This is a genomic window from Qipengyuania benthica (assembly GCF_030717865.1).
Classification (GTDB): Bacteria; Pseudomonadota; Alphaproteobacteria; order Sphingomonadales; family Sphingomonadaceae; genus Qipengyuania; species Qipengyuania benthica.
Map to the genome: position 1 here is coordinate 126210 of NZ_JAVAIL010000004.1, position 19719 is coordinate 145928.

General features: G+C 60.9%; 15 protein-coding genes. 7 read left to right on the forward strand and 8 right to left on the reverse strand.

Annotation, left to right across the window (positions count from 1 at the left end; genetic code table 11):
* The first annotated feature begins 32 nt into the window (after positions 1-32).
* Both Q9K01_RS12635 and Q9K01_RS12640 read left to right on the forward strand, forming a co-directional pair.
* Complete coding sequence (locus Q9K01_RS12635) at positions 33-305, forward strand: hypothetical protein (protein WP_305930551.1); 273 nt, start codon at positions 33-35, stop codon at positions 303-305.
* Positions 305-739, forward strand: coding sequence for a lycopene cyclase domain-containing protein (locus Q9K01_RS12640; protein WP_305930552.1), 435 nt, complete (start codon positions 305-307; stop codon positions 737-739). The genes Q9K01_RS12635 and Q9K01_RS12640 overlap by 1 nt, the downstream gene beginning before the upstream one ends.
* Positions 740-809: 70 nt before the next feature.
* Here the strand turns inward: Q9K01_RS12640 and eno are convergent, their stop codons facing one another.
* Positions 810-2087, reverse strand: a complete 1278-nt coding sequence (eno, locus tag Q9K01_RS12645) for a phosphopyruvate hydratase (RefSeq protein WP_066850941.1) — start codon at positions 2085-2087, stop codon at positions 810-812.
* Positions 2088-2615: 528 nt separating this feature from the next.
* Between eno and ppsA the strand changes: the two genes are divergently transcribed.
* On the forward strand, positions 2616-5042 hold the full coding sequence (gene ppsA, locus Q9K01_RS12650) for a phosphoenolpyruvate synthase (protein ID WP_185885802.1): 2427 nt from the start codon (positions 2616-2618) through the stop codon (positions 5040-5042).
* The gene (locus Q9K01_RS12655; RefSeq protein ID WP_185885801.1) at positions 5039-6046 is read left to right on the forward strand and encodes a hydroxyacid dehydrogenase; all 1008 of its coding nucleotides are present in this window, start codon (positions 5039-5041) and stop codon (positions 6044-6046) included. Before ppsA ends, Q9K01_RS12655 begins: the two co-directional genes overlap by 4 nt.
* Before the next feature lie 307 nt (positions 6047-6353).
* On the opposite strand, the gene Q9K01_RS12660 is transcribed toward Q9K01_RS12655, so the two are convergent.
* The 4 genes from Q9K01_RS12660 to Q9K01_RS12675 form a co-directional block, all read right to left on the reverse strand.
* Positions 6354-7067, reverse strand: a complete 714-nt coding sequence (locus Q9K01_RS12660) for a CBS domain-containing protein (protein WP_305930553.1) — start codon at positions 7065-7067, stop codon at positions 6354-6356.
* Positions 7064-8167: a type II glyceraldehyde-3-phosphate dehydrogenase gene (locus Q9K01_RS12665; protein ID WP_305930554.1), complete on the reverse strand. Its 1104-nt coding sequence runs from the start codon at positions 8165-8167 to the stop codon at positions 7064-7066. Before Q9K01_RS12665 ends, Q9K01_RS12660 begins: the two co-directional genes overlap by 4 nt.
* Positions 8168-8172: 5 nt before the next feature.
* The gene (locus Q9K01_RS12670) at positions 8173-9768 is read right to left on the reverse strand and encodes an ABC1 kinase family protein (RefSeq protein ID WP_305930555.1); all 1596 of its coding nucleotides are present in this window, start codon (positions 9766-9768) and stop codon (positions 8173-8175) included.
* A gap of 495 nt (positions 9769-10263) precedes the next feature.
* On the reverse strand, positions 10264-10824 hold the full coding sequence (locus Q9K01_RS12675; protein WP_215227863.1) for a hypothetical protein: 561 nt from the start codon (positions 10822-10824) through the stop codon (positions 10264-10266).
* 249 nt (positions 10825-11073) lie between these two features.
* Between Q9K01_RS12675 and Q9K01_RS12680 the strand changes: the two genes are divergently transcribed.
* On the forward strand, positions 11074-11667 hold the full coding sequence (locus Q9K01_RS12680; RefSeq protein ID WP_305930556.1) for a cyclic nucleotide-binding domain-containing protein: 594 nt from the start codon (positions 11074-11076) through the stop codon (positions 11665-11667).
* Positions 11668-11735: 68 nt separating this feature from the next.
* On the opposite strand, the gene Q9K01_RS12685 is transcribed toward Q9K01_RS12680, so the two are convergent.
* The 3 genes from Q9K01_RS12685 to Q9K01_RS12695 form a co-directional block, all read right to left on the reverse strand.
* Positions 11736-12383 carry an RNA polymerase sigma factor gene (locus tag Q9K01_RS12685; protein ID WP_305930557.1) on the reverse strand — a complete coding sequence of 216 codons (648 nt, stop codon included), beginning with the start codon at positions 12381-12383 and terminating at the stop codon, positions 11736-11738.
* 621 nt (positions 12384-13004) lie between these two features.
* Positions 13005-13664: an RNA polymerase sigma factor gene (locus tag Q9K01_RS15480; protein WP_157668321.1), complete on the reverse strand. Its 660-nt coding sequence runs from the start codon at positions 13662-13664 to the stop codon at positions 13005-13007.
* 637 nt (positions 13665-14301) lie between these two features.
* Positions 14302-15243 (reverse strand): 1-phosphofructokinase family hexose kinase, encoded by a 942-nt coding sequence (locus Q9K01_RS12695; RefSeq protein ID WP_185885796.1) that lies wholly within the window; start codon positions 15241-15243, stop codon positions 14302-14304.
* Between the two features lie 446 nt (positions 15244-15689).
* On the opposite strand from Q9K01_RS12695, the gene otsB reads away from it, so the two are divergent.
* Together otsB and Q9K01_RS12705 are read left to right on the forward strand one after the other, a co-directional pair.
* A complete protein-coding gene (gene otsB / locus Q9K01_RS12700) occupies positions 15690-17264 on the forward strand; it encodes a trehalose-phosphatase (protein WP_305930559.1) in 1575 nt (524 codons plus the stop codon).
* Complete coding sequence (locus Q9K01_RS12705) at positions 17257-19683, forward strand: glycoside hydrolase family 65 protein (RefSeq protein ID WP_305930560.1); 2427 nt, start codon at positions 17257-17259, stop codon at positions 19681-19683. Before otsB ends, Q9K01_RS12705 begins: the two co-directional genes overlap by 8 nt.
* Positions 19684-19719 lie beyond the last annotated feature (36 nt).

Here is a 19719-nt window from a genome sequence, read left to right on the forward strand (position 1 = left end):
GCCTGCGTGCCCGAGAATGTCAGGGAACGAGGATGAACCTGTCCAATGATTTCGTCTGGTTGATGTGGTCGCTGGCATTCCTCTTGGCCTTTGCCCTGATCTACCTTGCGTTCCCCGTGCACCGGAAGGTAATGGTGCGGGCCGCACTTGGCACGGCGCCACTCGGCTTGACCGAGCCGCTATTCGTCCCTGAATATTGGCATCCGCCCAGCCTATTCGATCTCGCCCAAAAACCGGTTTTGACCTCGAGAGTATCATTTTCTCTTTCAGCATCGGCGGCATTGGCGTTGTGCTCTACAATCTGATGAGCCGGCACGAGACGATGCCCGTCGAGTCCCATCACCGGCACCGTCTGCACCGCCTTGCACTGGCCACGCCGGTGCTATTTTTCTTTCCGCTCATGGCTCTTGGGTGGAATCCAATCTATCCTGCGGTCATTGCAATGGCGGCCGGTACTGGGGCCGCCGTTTGGTGCCGCCCGGATCTCCTCGCCAAGACGTTTATCGGCGGCATTCTCTTTCTTGTGTTCTACGCAATCTTTATCGTCGGTCTTCGGATCACGACGCCTACCTATATCGAACAGGTCTGGAATCTGCCCGCTTTGTCAGGGATACTGCCTGCCGGCATACCAGTTAAAGAGTTGCTATTTGGCGGCGCATTTGGCCTTTATTGGGCAAACGTCTACGAGCATCTGACGTGGTCGAAGTCCTCGCCGCTGCCTAAACGGGATGGTGTCTGAGCCCCAGCGCGATCGAGCTTCGCGGCCATCATCAGGGCGCAGTAATGGCAATCCAGACGCCTGGCGGCTCTCATGCGACAAATGGCGATGAGAAAATGGCTTCGCCGCCGAGTTGGTGCTCGATTTCCAGCAAGCGATTGTACTTGGCGAGACGTTCACCTCGACACGGCGCTCCGCCCTTGAACTGACCACCGGTCATCGCGACGGCAAAATCTGCGATAAAGTCGTCTTCTGTCTCGCCGGATCGATGGGAGAATTTGTAGCGCAGTCCAGCTCGCCGACACAGTTCGATCGCCGCCACCGTTTCGGTAACCGTGCCGATCTGGTTGGGCTTGATCAAAGCAGCGTTCGTGGCTTTGTCATCAATGCCCCGCTGGATGAAACGCGAATTGGTAACATACAGGTCATCGCCGACGATCTGGATGCGGTCTCCCATCGCCAGGGTCTGCTTTACAAAGGCGGGCCAGTCCTGTTCGCCGAAACCATCCTCGATCGACACGATCGGAAATGCGGCAATCCAGTCAGTGTAGACAGCCAGAAGTTCGTCACTGGTCATATGCGCTCCGCCGAGCCCGGGCAGGACATAACCGCCGTCCTTGACGAAGGAGGTCGCTGCGGGATCCAGCGCGATGGCAATTTGACGGCCTGGTTCATAGCCTGCCACCTCAATTGCGCGGACGATCAGCTCGAGCGCTTGACGCTCGTCTTTCAGATGGGGCGCGAACCCGCCTTCATCACCGACCCCCGCACCCAGGCCTTTCTCTTCCAGAAGCCCCCTCAGGACATGATAGGTTTCCGAACCATAGCGCAGCGCTTCGCCGTATGTCGGGGCACCATGCGGTACGATCATGAACTCCTGCATCTGGAGCCCATTGGCGGCATGCTTGCCGCCATTGATAATGTTCATCATGGGGACCGGGAGACGCCGGGCGGTGGAACCCCCGAGATACTGGTAGAGCGGTAATTCCATCGCCTGAGCAGCGGCCCGAGCGACCACCAGCGAAACACCGAGAACGGCGTTTGCGCCGAGCCGCGCCTTGTTCTCGGTTCCGTCGAGTTCACACATCAACCGATCAATTTCCGGCTGCAGGACAACATCCAGACCGATGAGGGCGCCCGCGATTTCGCGTTCAACATTTGCGACCGCCTTCAGGACCCCGCGACCGGCATACCGCGCCGCATCGCCGTCGCGAAGTTCGTGGGCCTCGAACTGGCCAGTCGATGCTCCCGAGGGCACCGACGCGCTTGCGGTGATACCGCCCTCCAGACGGACTGTCACCTTGACCGTGGGCCAACCGCGCGAGTCAAGAATCTCGTGCGCCGACAGAGCAGCAATGGTTCGCTTCATTCGAAGTTTCCTATTCCAGCAAACAAATTCAATGACCGCGGCCTCGGCCAACTCACGCTTTGTCCTGCGATGTTTCAACCGACGGCAGCGGCACGGCCCCAGCACATTCCGAAAGTCGTCCGCCGATCGACCCGCGTCCGAATTGCGACACCGTCTTCGTCACGTCTTTCGTCACTGCTCGTATCTGCAGCAGGCACGCGCATTGGCGCGTCATCAAAGAGACGTCGCAGCGGGCCGATCCTTACCAGAACGCCCTCTCCAATCGCGTGCAAGCTCGCCGATCTCCGCGTCTGAAATGACGAGTCTGGCAGCAACATGGAAATCCGCTTGCCGGTTTCCCGGGGGACCCGCACCACGCGGTACTGTAAGATCGGGTGCTGCCCTGCGTCCCTTCCGGGACATACTGATAGTCTGTCCTTGGCCGGCGCGGCAGCAAGAGCGGTCCCTGGTTCGCTGTCGGAAATCGCTTCGCGGCAGGTAGTCGGCAATAGGATTTATATCAGCCGTGAGTGCACAAGGAGCGCAGCGATGACGGAAAAACGCATAGCCTGGTTTGAGTCCCTGAACGTGGGCGACGTTCCCATCGTCGGCGGCAAGAACGCCTCGCTTGGTGAGATGGTACGCACACTCAAGGAGAAGGGCGTGCGTGTGCCGGGCGGCTTCGCGACGACCGCCGCGGCCTTTCGCGAATATGTGGCTGCCAACGAAATCGAGCCGGAGCTACGCGCCAGCATTGCGGCATTGAAGAGTGAAAACGCCTCGTTGCATGAAACAGGCGAAACGATCCGCCGACTGTTTCTCGACGGAGAATTCCCGGAGGCGATCGCCACGGAAATCCGGGACGCCTATCGCGAGCTTTCCCGCCGCAGCGGCCAGGATGAGATCAGTGTTGCTGTGCGCTCCAGCGCGACTGCCGAAGACTTGCCCCAGGCGAGCTTTGCCGGTCAGCAGGAAACCTTTCTCAATGTGCGCGGTGAGCGCACGCTGCTCGACGCCTGCCGGCGGTGCTACGCCTCGCTGTTTACCGACCGGGCGATCAGCTACCGCGAAACCCAGGGGTTCGATCATCTGGAAGTCGCGCTGTCGATCGGCGTCCAGCGGATGGTACGCTCCGACCTGGCAGGTTCGGGAGTCATGTTTTCGATCGATACGGAAACCGGATTTCCCGGCGTCGCCGTGATCAGCGCCGCATGGGGTCTCGGCGAAACCGTCGTGCAGGGCGCGGTCGATCCCGACAAATATCTCGTCTTCAAGCCCTTACTCGACGACCGGCGCTACACCCCGATCATCGAGAAGACGCTCGGCGCCAAAGAGACCAAGATGATCTACGCGACCGGCGGGAGCGAGCGCACCACGACAGTTGCAACCACCCAGAAGGAGCGCCAGGCCTTCGTTCTCAGCGAAGCGGAAATTCTGGAGCTCGGCCGCTGGGCCGCAACGATCGAGGACCACTACGGCCGGCCGATGGACATGGAATGGGCCAAGGACGGAGAGACCGGCGAACTCTACATGGTCCAGGCGCGGCCCGAGACGGTGCAGTCGTCCCGGCAAACCGGCCAAATCAAGAGCTACCGCCTGAAGACGAAGGGAAAGCCGATCATCACCGGCTCGGCGATCGGCGAAGCGATTGCCTCGGGTCAAGTATGTGCCATTCGCAGCGCCGCCGACATCGACACCTTCCGCGACGGAGCCATCCTCGTGACCGGCATGACGGACCCCGACTGGGTCCCGATCATGAAGAAGGCCGCCGGAATCATCACCGATCATGGCGGCACGACCAGCCACGCCGCCATCGTCAGCCGCGAACTGGGAGTGCCCGCCATCGTCGGCACGGGCCACGGCACCGAACTGCTGCTTGACGGGCAGGAAATCACCCTTTCCTGCGCTGAAGGTGATCGGGGCGTTGTATACGAAGGCACCCTGGAATTCGAGTCATCGCAGGTGGATGTTTCCGACCTGCCCGAAACCCGAATCGCGATGATGGTGAACATCGCCAGCCCTGCCGCCGCCTTCCGCTGGTGGCGCCTGCCTGCGCGAGGAGTTGGCCTTGCGCGGATGGAGTTCATCATCAACAATCTGATCAAGATCCATCCGATGGCGCTGATCCATCCCGACCGCGTGGCCGATCCAGCGGCGCGGCGAGAGATCCGCCAGCGCACGCGCGGCTACGATGACCCAGTGGACTTCTTCGTCGAGACGCTCGCGCTGGGAATTGCCAAGCTCGCAGCGCCCTACCACCCGCACCCCGTGATCGTTCGCTTGAGCGACTTCAAATCCAATGAATATGCCCACCTCCTCGGCGGCAGCGTTTTCGAACCGGAAGAGGAGAATCCGATGCTCGGATGGCGCGGTGCTTCGCGCTACTACGACGCGCGCTATCGCGAGGGTTTTGCACTGGAATGCCGTGCGCTGAAGACGGTGCGCGAAAGGATCGGTCTGGAGAACGTGATCGTCATGGTGCCATTCTGCCGCACGCTCGAGGAGGCTGATCGCGTGCTTGCCGTGATGAAAGAGAACGGACTCGAGCGCGGCCGGGACGGCCTCGAGGTCTACATGATGTGCGAGATTCCCGCCAACGTCTTCCTTGCCGAAGAGTTCGCGCAGCGCTTCGACGGCTTTTCGATTGGTTCCAACGACCTCACGCAGCTCGTGCTCGGGGTCGATCGGGATTCGGGCGATCTCGCCCCCCTGTTCGATGAGCGCAATGAAGCGGTAAAGCGTGCGATTCGCGCAGCGATCGTCCAGGCGCACGCCGCCGGCATCAAGATCGGGATCTGCGGCCAGGCCCCCAGCAACTATCCCGAATACGCCGCGTTTCTGGTTGAAGAAGGCATCAATTCGATCTCGCTCAACCCGGACAGCTTCGTCTCTACGCTTCGCAACGTTGCCCAAGTCGAGCAGAGTCTGAAGGCCGCGCCGGCGCGAACAACCTCCGAGCCGGACACTTCTCGATGAAGGTCGTCGTGTTCGAGACGGAAGAGTGGGAACACCAGGCCTGTCTGAGGCTTGAACCCGAGCATGAGATCGAATGCACCCGCGAGCGCCTCGACCCACAAACGGCCGCGCCCTACGCTTCCGCAGAAATTGTAAGCACCTTCGTGAACTCGCAGCTCGGTGCCGACGTGCTGGTTCAGTTCCCGCGTCTAAAGCTGATCGCAACCCGGTCTACCGGATACGATCATGTCGATTTGGACTGGTGCAAGGCGCACGGCGTCGCGGTGGCGAACGTACCCGATTATGGCGATTCGACCGTGGCGGAGCATGCCTTCGCCCTGCTCCTGGCCGTCGCCCGCAATCTGGTCGAGGCGGTGGAGCGCACACGCCGCGGTGACTTCTCGCAAGCCGGGCTGCGCGGTTTCGAACTGCGCGGCAAGACGCTCGGCGTCATCGGAACCGGACGAATAGGCCGCCGCGCGATCGAGATCGCTGGCGGATTCGGCATGGATGTTGTGGCCTACGATCTCTATCCGGATGAAGACGCGGCAACACAATTCGGGTTTCGCTATGCCGATTTAGATGAAGTTCTCGCAGATGCGGATGTAATCACGCTCCACGTACCGGCAACGCCGGGAACCGCGAGTCTAATTTCCGACCGTGAATTCGACCTGATGAAGCCCGGCGCACTCCTGATCAACACTGCGCGGGGCAACGTTGTCGATGTGCCTGCGCTGGTACGAGCTCTGGCGGACGGCAAGGTTCGGGCGGCGGGACTTGACGTATTGCCACAGGAGCCTCTCGTGCGCGAGGAGGCGCAGATTTTTCGGGGAGCGTCGAGCGATGGCTACGACCTCAAGGCGCTCGTCGCCAATCACGTCTTGCTGCGGTTCCCGAACGTGATTGTGACGCCCCATAATGCCTATAATACGCAAAGCGCCGTTCGGCGGATCATCGAAACCACCGTGGAGAATATCGAGGCGTTCGGGCGCGGCGAGCCGCGTAATCTGGTTGGGGAACGGTAAAGTTCAGACCTTCTCCAGTGCACAGAGCCAGCAGCCAAGTCCGCTACGGGCCCTTACCGCGCCCCTGATCGGCGCCCGGATGGATTCGGGCCGGCGAACACCGCCGTCGGAACATCAAACTTTTGCTCGCTTCGGTCATGCTCCGGGACCTAGCATCACGGCATAACGCTAGTGTCGGCACCGGGCTCAGATATCCCTGATCAACCCCCTGCGATGGTGCGCGTTAAGGGCATCCGGCATGAACCGCTGCCCCAATGGAGCGATCCACCATTTTTGCCCTTGCCCGCGTAGTGTTCAGGCAGAGGCTTCAGGCGACCCAGCCATAAGCCCCCCAGGCATAGGGAGGCATTGATTCGACGTTCAGTTCCAGACCCTTTACGCCCGGGACATTCTCGGCTGCGACCCGGAGCGCGTCCACTTGATCCTGCGAATCCACAAGGCCCCAGATACGCACGGTCCCGTCTGCGACAATCACGCTGATACCGTAGGACGGGGCCCAGTCCGCTTGCTCGAGTTCCTTGAGAAGCTGTTCGCGGATTGTCTCGTCTGCGACTGACACGGAGGGAGACGCCATGTCTTTGCCCGCGGCCAGACCGCGTATAAGATCGGCGCGACTGACAATGCCGACTACTTTGTCCTCGCGCATGACCGGAACACGCTTGATCCTCTGGGTTTCCAGCAGGTGTGCCACTTCGCTGCTCAGGGAATCCTCCGTGACGGTAACTACTCCGGGCGTCATCACGTCTGCGGCGAAACGCCCGCGTGCCTTCACATAATCCGCCGCGCTTGCCCCCCTTTTGGAGAAATGTCTCAACCACCAGGAACCGTGCGGATGGCTACCGTCCTCGGTCCTGCGCAGTAGGTCCCCTTCGCTAACAATGCCCCTGAGCTCGCCGTTCGTATCGATCACCGGCACGGCACTGATATGCCGCTCAAGAAGGAGCCGGGCAACCTCCGGGATCGGTGTCTCAGGCGTAACCGAAATGACCGAGGGTGTCATAATGTGTTTCATCTTCATCATTGATCTCCCAGAGCTTTAGCGATGGTCCCGATACCAAGCGCGGTATTGGTCCTGGCTATGGACTCATTCGGATCACGAATTTGCCCGACCAGAGCCCTTATTGCGTCGATCGTTTCAGGAATGACGATCGCCTGGTTATCGACCATGTAGCCGTAGAAGAGTTCATCCCCTTCCACCTTCAGCATGTCCGACCACAGGGCTACTTCGTAGAGGTTGTCATGGGGCCGGCCGAGATCCGCCATCAGCTCCTTCACGGTGTTGATGGCCGTCAGTCCATCTGCCATGCGGATGAGCGCGATGCGGCTTGACGAACGAAAAGCCTCGAGTACCTCTTCCTTTTCCGCCGGGCGGGTCAGTTGCACCGCCCAGTAGTGCAGGTGCGCCAGGGTTTGGGGCACCTTTACCGCCATCGTGACGACATCGAGCTCGGAATCGACGCTCTTGGCATCAGGCCCCTGATGGCTAGGAATTTCGGGTTCGGGAACCAGCGTATTCATGATTCCGCCGAGATGACTCTCCCACGGGTCGGTGGCGCGGCGCAGCAACGTACCCCGGGCCCGGCGGAGCAGGCCGGCATTTTTCAGCGCGCTCAACGTCCGGACAATCGAGGTCGTGTTGCAGGAAACAACGCGGGTGCTCTCCCGATCGAGCGCGCCCACGTAACTCGACTCGGCCACGAACGAATGCCCGGTGACCGTATGCTTCTCGCCGCCCTGAACGATGAATTTGATACCCACCTGCCGGTAGATTTCGACATTCTTGGCCGCTACGTGCTTCGGCGTGCAATCGACGACCAGGTCGGCTGCTGCGAGCAGATCCTCAAGCGTTCCGCTCACATCGAGTCCGGCTTCACGCATGAGGTCGGCCTGTTCTTTCGCCGCACCAAATAGCCGATAGCCCTTTTGCGTCACCATGCGTGAGCGCCAGTCGGCGTTGATGTCGGAAACCCCTGCGAGTTCCATATCGTCCTGCCGGGCAACCGCGTCGGCCACCCGTTTGCCGATGACACCATAACCGTTGACGGCTACGCGGATCTTTCGATTTCCATTCACGTCATTCTCCTCAGGTTGATTGATTCTCGCTGGCTGTCCATCGGTCAATCCTTCTATAGCCGGCCTGACCGCCCGACCGCCCCGACCAGTCGGAATGATAACCCCAACGCCAATAAATAGCCGAGGAGCGCGAGCAGCGGGACGTTGCCCAGCACCCGTGGCCCGGCGCTGTGCAGCATCAAAAGGGACGCCGCGATGTAGAGGCCCAGGGTCACGAGCGCCAAGGCGAGCCGGTTGCCGGTCCTGTCGAGGTGAGCTTCGATGGTTTCCAGTCCCTCGTGCCGGACAATTATGGCGGGGTGGAAGCCATCGCTCTGCAGGCGCCGGAGAAAGGCCGCGAGCACGCCGGGCAAGTCATGGGCTGCCAGCGCGGCTTCTGCCTTCAAACGAGCGCGGCCACCATTGCCCGTCTCATCACTCAGGAGGCGTTTCATCACGTCGCGACCGCGCGCCAGCAGCGTATCGAGGATTTTGAGGTCCGGATCGAGCGTACGCAGAGCGCTCTCGATGAGGAATAGGGTCCGCATCAGAACCACGAGGTTTTGCGGCAACATAACCTTGTCGTCAGGACCCAGATGCGCAACCCGCAGGACCGCCTCGGCAAGCGACCAGTCTTTCAATGGCAGTGACGCATAGTCGGCGAGTATTTCGTCGATGCCCCTGATAAACGCGGATCGGTCATCGACCTGATGGAGCAGCCCCAGGTCGATCGCTGAATCCAGCATCCACAGCGGGTCGCCACTTACGAAGGCCTGAAGGAAAAACGCGAGCGCGCGGCGTGTACGGTTATCGAGATATCCTGTCAGACCAAAGTCGTGGAAGCACAGTCTTCCATCAGGCGTGACGAATAAATTGCCGGGGTGTGGATCGCCGTGGAAGAGCCCGATGACGAAGAACTGGTTAAGATAGGCGTCGACAAGTACTTCCGCCAGGCGAGGGCCATCAACCGAAGGGTCGGCAATCCCCGTCCCACCGCTCATTTCCTGGACCAGAACGGTCTCGGTTTGAAGGTCGTCAATTACATTGGGGATAAAGAGCGACGGCCAGTCGCGAAAGGCTTCGTTGAAACGGCGGATGTTGCGTGCCTCTTGCCGGAAATCGGTTTCCTTGCGCAGATTAGCCCATATTTCGTCGACGAGACGCAGCGGTTGAAGGCGTTCAAGTCGGGGGGCAATGATTATGAGTAACCGGGTGGTAGCGACCAGCGCACGCATGTCGCGGTCGATGCGGGCGCGGATTGCGGGCCGGCGAATCTTGACGATGACCGCGCGCCCGTTGTGCAGACGGGCGCGGTGGACCTGCGCAATGGACGCGGCCGCCAAAGGTTTGGTCTCGAAAGTCGCAAAGAGTTGCTCGGTCGACTGGCCAAAGGCTTCCTCGACCGCCTGTTGCGCCTCAGCACCTGGAAAAGGCTCGACATTATCCTGCAGCCGCCCCAGTTCATCGAGCCACCGCTCGGACAACAAATCCCGGCGCAAGCTCAATGTCTGCCCGAGCTCGACGAATGTCGGACCGAGCCGTTCAAGCGAAATGCGGGCGCGGCGTGGTAAGCAAGAGCGATCGGGCGGTGTGCGGCGCAATCGCTCATACGCAGCGAGGCCGAGCAGACCTATAGCCCGTGCGCCAATGTGGAGAAGCCGACCGATCATGATGCCCGCAATCGGACTCTCGCGCTCATAGCGCGGCTTTCGAGAAGTGCCCGCGCGCCGGCCACTGGCCCCTGGGAAATCGCGCGGACGGACGGTTGCCGGCGGCGGCAGTCTCGTAGAGTCGACCCTGGTATCCGGTGCCTCCGACAGGATCAATGCGAGGCCTGATGTCGCAGTCGCGGGGCGATGAGCGCGGACCAAGAATGGATTGCCTCTGGTCGCAATTGCCGAGTCGCGCTTTCCGGGCTGTAAGAACTCGTACGGCAGGGAAACGCCGCGCGTCCCCTTGCCGCGCGCGTCCACCGAGAGCTATCGCATGCATGCGTGCAACGCGCCGCAGCCATTCCATCCTCATGCCAACCTCCTCTCTGGAAAAACCGCCTGGCCGGGTCGCCATCAAAACCGGCGGGCTGACCTCGAGAGAGACGCGCGAGCACCGGCATTGTTACAGAGGCGCCTTAGCGAAAGGTCAGGAGCGGCGAGTGAGGACCGCGCTTATCCTCGCTTTGCCGCGGAGGAAATATCGTCGCCCCGGTGCCACTGTTCGAGCCATGATAGATCGGTGTATCGTGCCGGCATTTGGTTATCCTCCGCGTCTCCAATATACTTGGAAAATTCCACCTGACGGATACGATGACCGGCCGCCTCGAGACAGGCGCGAACGCTCCGCTGTGATGAGGCAACGCTGGTCTGTATGATCTCGCAGCCAAGTCGGAACGCGAGGCTGTCAATGGCAGCGACCAGAGACCGGGCGACCGGCGCCTGCTGACCGATGCCGAACGTGGCGAGATAATGTGCTACAAGGGGCTTGGGACTCTTAAGTGGTTCGACTCGGTACAGGCACAGCCCATAAAGGTGGCCAGAAGCGACTGTCGCTGCGAGAATTCCGCGTCTGTCGAATTTATCTTCCAATGTCAGGGGACTGGCAATCCGGATCCATTGCTCGAACATCAAAATGGGTGCGACTTCTCGGACAAGAGGAAACGCCTGGCCGATTTGCGTGCTCCGGAGCGGGGCGACGCTGATCGGATTCCCGAAATTCATCTCGTGCGTCATTCACAACTCCATCACCGCAGCAGTTGATAATGCGGGGATCGCGGAGTTCCTTGATGTGTCTCAATTGTTAAGCTACAAATTGGTGGACGAAGGAAGTCCATGAAGAGCGCATGCGCACAGCAAGTACAGTCACTCTCGTCCGGAAAGGAGCTCTTGCCGGAACCCTGCGCTGCATGTGCCGCGCGCGTCCTCAGTGTATGCGATGCGATCGACGATTGCGATCTTGACCGACTTGCCGCGATTACCAGCGTGCAGGACATTGCTCGGCATCAGATTTTCGTGACCGAAGGCGACCCGGCAGACCACCTTTTCAATGTCACCGACGGTACGGTAAAAGTCTACAAGCTGTTACCCGATGGCCGGCAACAGATTACCGGTTTTCTGTTTGCCGGTGACTTCCTCGGGCTCTCTTTCCTGGAAAGATACGGCTGCAGTGCAGAGGCAGTCACGCGGGTGCGATGTTGCCGATTCCCCCGCAAGCAGTTCGCTGCCATGCTGACGGACTTTCCGGGCATCGAGCGGCGGCTTCTCGGGATAGCATCCAACGAACTTGCGGCCGCACAGGACCATATGGTGCTGCTCGGCCGCAAGACCGCGCGCGAACGGGTCTCCACATTCCTCCTCATGCTATCCCGCCGCGCCGCGCGGTCCGGAGGAACGGCTGATCCTGTCATACTGCCCATGACCCGCACCGATATCGCCGACTATCTCGGTCTCACGGTAGAAACCGTAAGCCGTACCTTCACCCAACTGAAAAAGGACGGGTTCATAGAGCTTCGCGAAGCTGGCGTCGTCCATCTCTCCAACCTGCCTGCGCTTGAGGACCTCAACGAAGGCTTCTAAACTGCCGGGCCGTCAGGTCAGCGGAAAGGCACCCGAACTCCGACCAGGTCGATTTGACGGTGCGGCCACTATATCTCGGCGCGCCCGCCCAGTTGCTCGCGGCGGCGGCGCCATCGCTCTGCCTCGTCACATCGACAGTCGAGGAAACCATGAACCGGACAGGTCATGCACATTTCTTCCAGCCGCTTCTTGAGCGCCTGACGACCGCGATGCAGCCTGACGGTGATATTGTTCAAACTGACACCAAGGCTCGCCGCCACCCGGTCCCGTGGTTCTTCTAGCAAGTCTATGCGCCAGATCACCTCGGCATATTCCGGCTTGAGAGTCGGCAAGAGCTTGTAAAGACAATTGCAGATCGCCTCTTCGAGCTCGTCATCCGGTTCGATCGACAGTTGCTCGAGATCGACGGGATCCACGATTTCCTCCCGTTTACGCCGTTTGCCGGCTCGACGCTGGTGATCAACGATTGTCGTGGCGAGAATACGGCTGAGCCAGCCACGAACGCTGCGCACATCGCGCAGGTCAGCAGACCGCTCGACAGCGCGCAGCATGAACATCTGCAGGACCTCCTCGGCCTCCTCCCCGCTGCCCAGTCGCCGGCGAAGAAAACCTAGAATCTGCCGGTGCCCTTCGACGAGCGCGCGGCGAACTGCAGCATCCGCTGCCCGGGCGGCGGTGTCGGGATCATCATCCGGCAATGGGTCGTCATGGGTCAATGTGGGTCTCCAGCCATTATCGACGCAGTGGCTTAGCGGTTGTTACAGCCAAGCCTGCCTACAAAGGCTTTTCAGACCTCGCTTGATGCAAGTGCGCCTTAGCGAAAGCGAAAACTTGCGTTGTCTGACCTTTGAGGGACCTGCGCTTCGACGAATATACCTGCCGCATCCCTGCGGCCCTTGAGCCGCGGACCTGCAAATTCGATCGGTGCTGCGAAGTCTCGCCCCAGCGCCATGGCGCAACCGATCGGACCGTCCTCGGGCTCGCTGGTGGCAGAAGCAGTGCATTCTCGCTTTCGGTGCACAAGGAACAGCAGGCGCGCGATCCAAGCCGCACGACCGGAATGCCCTCGACATTGCCAAAACGCCTTCGCCCGCACTGATACCGCGTCTTGCCGGGATCACCCCTCCATCAGGAGAACCGGCGCTTGCCAGAGGAGCAGTCTGATCCATTGGGCGAAGTGATCTTGGCTAGAATCCCAATGTGATTGACTGCTCTTCTGACGATGCGTGGGCGTTTGATATTCAAAAGATCACTCCACTCCTTCCTGGCCCAGCCAGGGCGTGCCATGCCGCCAATCCTCTCCTGTCTCGCACAATGAACAACAGGTGGCGCGCAATTCAGAAGAAGGATGCCGCGATGGCAGCTCCTTTCAGACCATCGTGTTCGCTGTTCCGCTGCGCCTCGTGCGTTACGGGACTGCAATCGCAGTCGCCAGAGCTCCTGAAATGGCAGGTGGAACAGCGCTTTTCGATCTGATCCTTCATCGCCCGACGCGCCCTGTGCAGGCGTACTCCGATATTGTTGGGCGTGAGCCCGAGATCAGCCGCAATAGTTTCTCGCGGTTCTTCTTCGAGATCGACGCGCCGGATGATTTCGGCGTAATCCGAGCGAAGCGCCGGCAAGGCGTCCTGAACGCAAGTGCATGGATTTTCATCATAGTCCGTTTCGGGAGTATCCGCCATTTCCCGGGGCTCGGCTTCATAGGCATCCCTGCCCCGCTGCCGCGCCGCGCGCCGCCGATAATGGTCAATAAGCGAATTGCGCAGGACGCGTCGGAGCCAGGCGTCCACCTTCCCGTTGTCCTGCGGTTCCCAGGCGGCCCGAAGGACTTTGACGCAGAAATCCTGAAACGCATCCTCCGCTTCCTCGGAACGGCTCAGTCGCCGTTGGAAGTACCGCATGAATTCGGCGCGGCATTCGGTCAGTCGTTGGATGACGGCGTCCTCGCCGCGTGCAGACGAGGGTCGGGATGACCCGTTATGTGTTAAGGTTGGCATAGTAATGCCTCCATGCCGAGGAAACCAAAAAGGGGGGGGGGTCGGATCGCAAAGGACCCGCGCATACCCACCGCGAAAAGCCGGATTTACGCGGCCAGTCGGGGCGGTGGGATTTCTCTTTCGAGGAGTGCAGGATCAAAAGTGTCCGCTGGCCCAATCGACCATGCTCCGGCTGTCGGTGCGGCGCGACGAGACAAGTTGCTACCGGGCAGAACCGCGCAGCAGATCGACGAGCGGCAATGGTCAGCGGTTGCAGGGGACTGTTTGTGAAGTGCGCCGGTCGTGCAATGCTCTTCCAGTTCGGCTACTTGCGACGTGGATGTCGCGACCGGAGCCGCGAACACGGCCGCATCGAGATGAAGAAAGTTCAGGCCGAGCGCCAGCAACAGGCAGAGAACCAAGCGGCGCAAGCTTGCAGCACGATTGGGGTTTCTTGCAGAAGCTTTTCTCACTGAAGCGGCACCGACATATCCGATGGCCCGGTCGCCATCTGGGGCACCTGACACGCGAATGCCTCGGCCGGCATTGAGCTATGTCAACGCCGCGCATCTAAGGCGACCGGGCACCCATCAGGGTTCGCTCAAACGAGCGGCAATGATTGGTTTGTCCGTTCCCGTTGTTCGATTTTCCGGTGCGCTCACGGCCGAGGCGCGATTTGCCTGGTCAGTTCACCATATAGCCGCTCGACATCTTCGCGGCGACACAGGCCAGTGCCAGGCGACAACACGGCGGCAGCGCCTGCCGCCATGCCGTAGGCGAAAGCATCTTGCTCATCACGGCCCTGCGCCAAAGCGAGTGTCATCGCCGCGACGAAGCTGTCGCCAGCGCCGACCGCGCTCTTTGCGACCACATCGAGCGCCGGCTGGCGTATCGCGGCTTGAGCGGTCACGAGCAACGCACCGTCGCGCCCAAGCGTCAGCGCCACCATCTCTGCCGAACCAGCATCAATGAGCTCTCTGGCCGCCGCCTCTTGTGCCGCGCCGTCGGCGAGCCTGCGTCCGGCCAGCGCCTCAAGTTCGCCAAGGCTGGGCTTCACCAGGTGGACGCCGCGAACAAGCCCGGCACGAAGCGCGCTTCCCGACGTATCGAGAACCAGTCGAATTCCCCTGCGGTGCGCCAGGGCCGCTACGGTCTCATAGAAATCGTCGGGAACAGCACGCGGCAAGCTGCCGCTGGCGACGAGGTACTCGCAATCGATATCTTCGAGGGCCTCCAGGATTGCGCGCCATTCCCACTCCATCACGAGCGGACCCGCGGGCACGAAGCGATACTCCTCGCCGCTCGAACGTTCAAAGACTGCGTGACTGATGCGGGTATGGTCCGCGATCGGTACACGACGGTGTGCGATCAATGCGGTATCGAGAAGGTCGTCGAGCACACCGCCGGTCGCGCCGCCGGCCAGATACATCGCAAGTACAGGGCCACCCAGCTCCCTGATGACCCGAGCCACATTGATCCCGCCCCCACCAGGATCATAGCGTTCATCGGACGTTCGAATCTTGTGAACCGGTCGCACGATGTCCGCCTCGGCGGAGCCGTCGATCGACGGGTTCAGAGTCAATGTGACAATCGTCTTCATTCGCCAGTTCCTCCCGGCTTTCCTGGACACGGTGCCGGCCGAGGGACAGCAACCGGGCAGCCCCGCCCGCCAAGGGCAGCGTAGCAAGTATTCTGTGATCTCGAGCCGGACATCGTGCGACAGACGTTGCTTATGCCGATTTGTTACGCGCGGGCCGCTCCCATGGTCCTTTCGAGAACCGCCGACAGGTGAAAAGCCGCGCCGATACGTCGGTCGTCTCCCCGGCCCATGCCGCAAACTTGCCCGTCCGGAGGACCACCGCATGAGCGAGCGGCGCGCGCACCGGTGTAATGCGCCAGCAGCGCGTTCGTCTAATGGTAGTCCTTCTTCTTGGGAGCCTCTCTTGTGCGCCCGCAGGGAGAAAAGAAGCTTCATCACTCGAAGTAGGGCAGAGCGCTGATGCCGGTCATCGGTGGACCGCCGCAGAACGGAGACACAGCAAAGCGATGAGCCCTGGTCCGGCCGAACCGCATGAAGAGGGCTACGCGGCCTTCATCTTTGACCTTGACGGCGTGGTCACCAATACGGCGCAGCTGCATGCGGCCGCATGGAAGCAATTGTTCGACGTATACCTTGCCCAGCGTACAAACCGGCGCGGCAAGCCATATCGCGCGTTCGAAGAAGAAGACTACCGACGCTTCATCGATGGCATGCCCCGATACGAGGGAGTGCGCAGCTTCCTCCAATCCCGCAAGATCAGCCTGCCCTATGGCGATCCTGCCGATCCGCCTGATCGGGAGACGATCTGTGGTCTCGGCAACCGCAAGAATCGTTTCTTCCAGGAGCAGCTCGCAGACAGCGGCGTAGAAGTCTTCGAAACCAGCGTTGCCTTCATCCGAGAGCTTCGCCGTCAAGGCGTGAAAACCGCTCTCGTCTCCTCAAGCAAGAACGCATCGGCTGTCCTCGATGCAGCCGGTCTGAAAGGGATTTTCGATGTGCGGATCGACGGCCTGGAAGCCGAACGGCTTTCGCTGGCAGGAAAGCCGCGGCCAGATACCTTTCTCGAAGCAGCGCGGCGCCTGGAAACGCCCCCGCAGCACTCGGCTGTCATAGAAGATGCCATTGCCGGTGTAGCGGCCGGCAGGGCGGGCGGCTTCGGACTCGTGATCGGTATCGACCGGACCGGCGTTGCGGCTGCCATGAAAGCAAATGGTGCCGATATCGTGGTTGAGGATCTTGCCGAACTGGAGCTTCGCCCGATTTCTCCGATCCAGAGCCATCAGACCGCCGATCTGCTGCCCGACGCCCTCTCCTGTACGGCCGGCATATGCGCACTATTTTCCAAGAAGCGTCCGGCCGTTTTTCTCGACTACGATGGGACGCTGACGCCGATCGTCGCCCGGCCAGAACTTGCCGTCCTGTCCGCCGAAATGCGGGGGATCCTCGCGGATCTTGCCTCGCACTGTCATGTCGCCATCGTCAGCGGGCGTGACCGCGCGGTCGTGGCTCGTCTGGTCGGCCTTGACGGTCTCGTCTATGCTGGAAGTCATGGCTTCGACATCGCAGGTCCCGATGGCTTGCATGAGGAGCATGAAGGCGCTTCCACCTTTCTTTCGGCGCTGGACCGTGCCGAAGCACTGCTCCAGGCCGAGATTGGCGACATCGAAGGCGTTCTGCTCGAACGCAAGAAGTTCGCCATCGCTGTCCACTACCGTCTGGTGGCGCGAAGGCAAATCACGCGAATCAAACGCGCCGCGGAGACGGCGGCTGAACGCCATGGCCTGAGGCAGACGACCGGCAAGAAGGTTTTCGAGCTGCGTCCGGATATGGACTGGGACAAGGGGAAGGCCGTTCTCTGGCTACTGTCCGCGCTTGATCTCGAAGCAGAAGACGTCGTGCCGCTCTATATCGGCGATGACGATACGGACGAAGACGCGTTTGCCGCACTGTCAGGTCGGGGGATCGGCATCCTGGTGACGAACGCTGCCCGCCACACCTTAGCGCAGTATAAATTGTCGGACACCCAGGCGGTCGAGCAGTTTCTGGGCTCCCTCTCTCGAAAGCTGGCGCGTCGTGGCTAGCTGGACCCTTGCCTATGACGGCTTCGACCCGGATCAGGAAGCGTTGCGCGAGGCTCTGTGCGCGCTCGGCAACGGCTATTTCGCGACCCGCGGCGCCGCGGAAGAGAGCGATGCAGACGAAACCCACTATCCCGGCATGTACCTGGCGGGCGGATACAATCGTCTGGTGACGGACATTGCCGGGCGGCCGGTCGAAAATGAGGATCTCGTCAACCTGCCGAACTGGCTCCCGCTCACCTTCCGGCCGGAGGGCGGCGAGTGGCTCAATCTGCCCAGCACCCGGGTCCTCTCCTACCGCCAGGAGCTGGACCTCAAGCAAGGCGTGCTCCGGCGCACAATGCGCGTGCGCGACCGCGAAGGGAGGGAAACGCGTCTCACCGCCCGCCGTCTCGTCCACATGGGTTCGCCCCACCTTGCCGCGATAGAATGGACGCTTGCACCAGACAACTGGTCGGGGGGCATCGAAGTGCTGTCCGCCCTCGACGGACGAGTGACCAACAGCGGCGTTACGCGCTACCGCCAGCTCGATGGCAAGCACCTCATCCCATTGATCGCCGAGGAATTCGGTGAGGATGGTCTTCTTCTCGTCGCTGAGACCAGCCAGTCGCGTATCCGGATCGCCGAGGCGGCCCAAACTCACGCTTACAGCAACAACGAAAGAATAAAGAGCGAGCGCCAGTTCCGGCAGGATCACGGTTATGCCGCTCACGCGCTCTCGTTCGAGGTGGCGGAAGGAAGCCCCGTCACGATTGAAAAGATCGTCGCGCTACACACCTCGCGTGACCGGGCTATTTCGAGTCCCGAGCAGGCGGCACGGAACACGCTGCGCAAGTCGGGCCGCTTTGCGGCGCTGCTCGAGGATCACACCCGCGCCTGGTCGCATCTGTGGCGCCGCTGCGACATCGTTATGGAGGGAGCACAGCGCACGCAGATGATCCTGCGGCTGCACATCTTCCATTTGTTGCAGACCGTTTCACCGCACAGCGTCGATCTCGACGCCGGTGTGCCCGCGCGCGGGCTTCATGGCGAGGCATATCGCGGTCATATATTCTGGGACGAGCTCTTCATTTTCCCGTTCTTCAACCTGCGCATCCCCGAGATCACGCGTGCGCTGCTGTGCTACCGTCACCGCAGGCTACCTATGGCACGATGGCTGGCGAGCGAGAGCGGATACCGGGGCGCTATGTACCCGTGGCAGAGCGGCAGCGACGGGCGGGAGGAGACGCAGACGCTCCATCTCAACCCCAAATCCGGCCGCTGGCTGCCCGACAACTCGCACCTGCAACATCACGTCAATGCCGCCATCGCGTACAATGTCTGGCGTTATTACCAGGCGACGGGAGATAACGAGTTCCTGTCGTTTTACGGCGCGGAAATGCTATTCGAGATCGCTCGATTCTGGGCGAGCATTGCAGTCTTCAACCCAATTCGCGGCCGATACGAAATCCGCAGCGTAATGGGCCCGGACGAATTCCACGACCGCTATCCGTGGTCGGATACACCCGGGCTCGACAACAACGCCTACACCAATGTCATGGCAGCGTGGGTCCTCGGTCGCGCATTAGAGGCCCGCAATCACCTCGATGCTGAACGGCGAACCGAACTCGACGAATCACTCGGCCTCAGCGCGGATGACCTCGCCGCCTGGGATGAGATCGGCCGCAAGCTGATGGTACCGTTCCACGAAGGAGTGATCAGCCAGTTCGAAGGTTATGAAAGGCTGCTGGAGTTCGAGTGGGAGGCTTACCGAGAGAGGTACGGAGACATTCGCCGGCTCGATCGCATCCTTGAGGCCGAGGGAGACACCGTCAATCGCTACAAGGCATCGAAGCAGGCCGACGTGCTGATGCTGTTTTATCTCTTTTCGTCCGACGAACTGGGACATCTGTTTAGCCATCTTGGCTATAGCTTTGAGAAAGAGCTGATCCCGCGAACTGTCGATTATTATCTGCGACGAACCTCCAACGGCTCGACGCTGAGCGGGATTGTGCATTCCTGGGTTCTGGCTCGATCGGACCGAGCGGAATCCTGGATGCAGCTGAAAGACGCGCTGGAGAGTGACATTGCCGATGTTCAGGGAGGTACGACCCCAGAGGGCATTCATCTTGGTGCCATGGCCGGCACGGTTGATCTAATCCAGCGCGGGCAGACCGGACTGGAAATTCGCGATGACACGCTGCGGCTCGACCCTTGCCTTCCGCACGAGCTGCAAGGTCTGAGCTTTCGCATTCGCCACCGCGGTCAATGGCTCGATGTCGAGATCAAAGGCGGCCGCATCACCGTGTCTGCATCCGAGAGCTGGGATGGACCGAGCCGGCTTGTGATTGGCGGCAAAAGCTACCCTCTGGGCGCGGGCGAAGTCCGTCAGGTCGCTTGCCATTACCCACAGCGTGGTGATGATCGGGCTGAAGGCGGCTAAGCGTGATGATCAACCGGAATGACCTGCGATTTCGAA

Excerpts from the sequence above, each read along its gene's own strand:
- Q9K01_RS12635 (WP_305930551.1), top strand. The coding sequence starts at position 33 with ATGAACCTGTCCAATGATTTCGTCTGGTTGATGTGGTCGCTGGCATTC.
- Q9K01_RS12640 (WP_305930552.1), top strand. The coding sequence starts at position 305 with ATGAGCCGGCACGAGACGATGCCCGTCGAGTCCCATCACCGGCACCGT.
- eno (WP_066850941.1), bottom strand. The coding sequence starts at position 2,087 with ATGAAGCGAACCATTGCTGCTCTGTCGGCGCACGAGATTCTTGACTCG.
- ppsA (WP_185885802.1), top strand. The coding sequence starts at position 2,616 with ATGACGGAAAAACGCATAGCCTGGTTTGAGTCCCTGAACGTGGGCGAC.
- Q9K01_RS12655 (WP_185885801.1), top strand. The coding sequence starts at position 5,039 with ATGAAGGTCGTCGTGTTCGAGACGGAAGAGTGGGAACACCAGGCCTGT.
- Q9K01_RS12660 (WP_305930553.1), bottom strand. The coding sequence starts at position 7,067 with ATGATGAAGATGAAACACATTATGACACCCTCGGTCATTTCGGTTACG.
- Q9K01_RS12670 (WP_305930555.1), bottom strand. The coding sequence starts at position 9,768 with ATGATCGGTCGGCTTCTCCACATTGGCGCACGGGCTATAGGTCTGCTC.
- Q9K01_RS12675 (WP_215227863.1), bottom strand. The coding sequence starts at position 10,824 with ATGACGCACGAGATGAATTTCGGGAATCCGATCAGCGTCGCCCCGCTC.
- Q9K01_RS15480 (WP_157668321.1), bottom strand. The coding sequence starts at position 13,664 with ATGCCAACCTTAACACATAACGGGTCATCCCGACCCTCGTCTGCACGC.
- Q9K01_RS12695 (WP_185885796.1), bottom strand. The coding sequence starts at position 15,243 with ATGAAGACGATTGTCACATTGACTCTGAACCCGTCGATCGACGGCTCC.
- otsB (WP_305930559.1), top strand. The coding sequence starts at position 15,690 with ATGAGCCCTGGTCCGGCCGAACCGCATGAAGAGGGCTACGCGGCCTTC.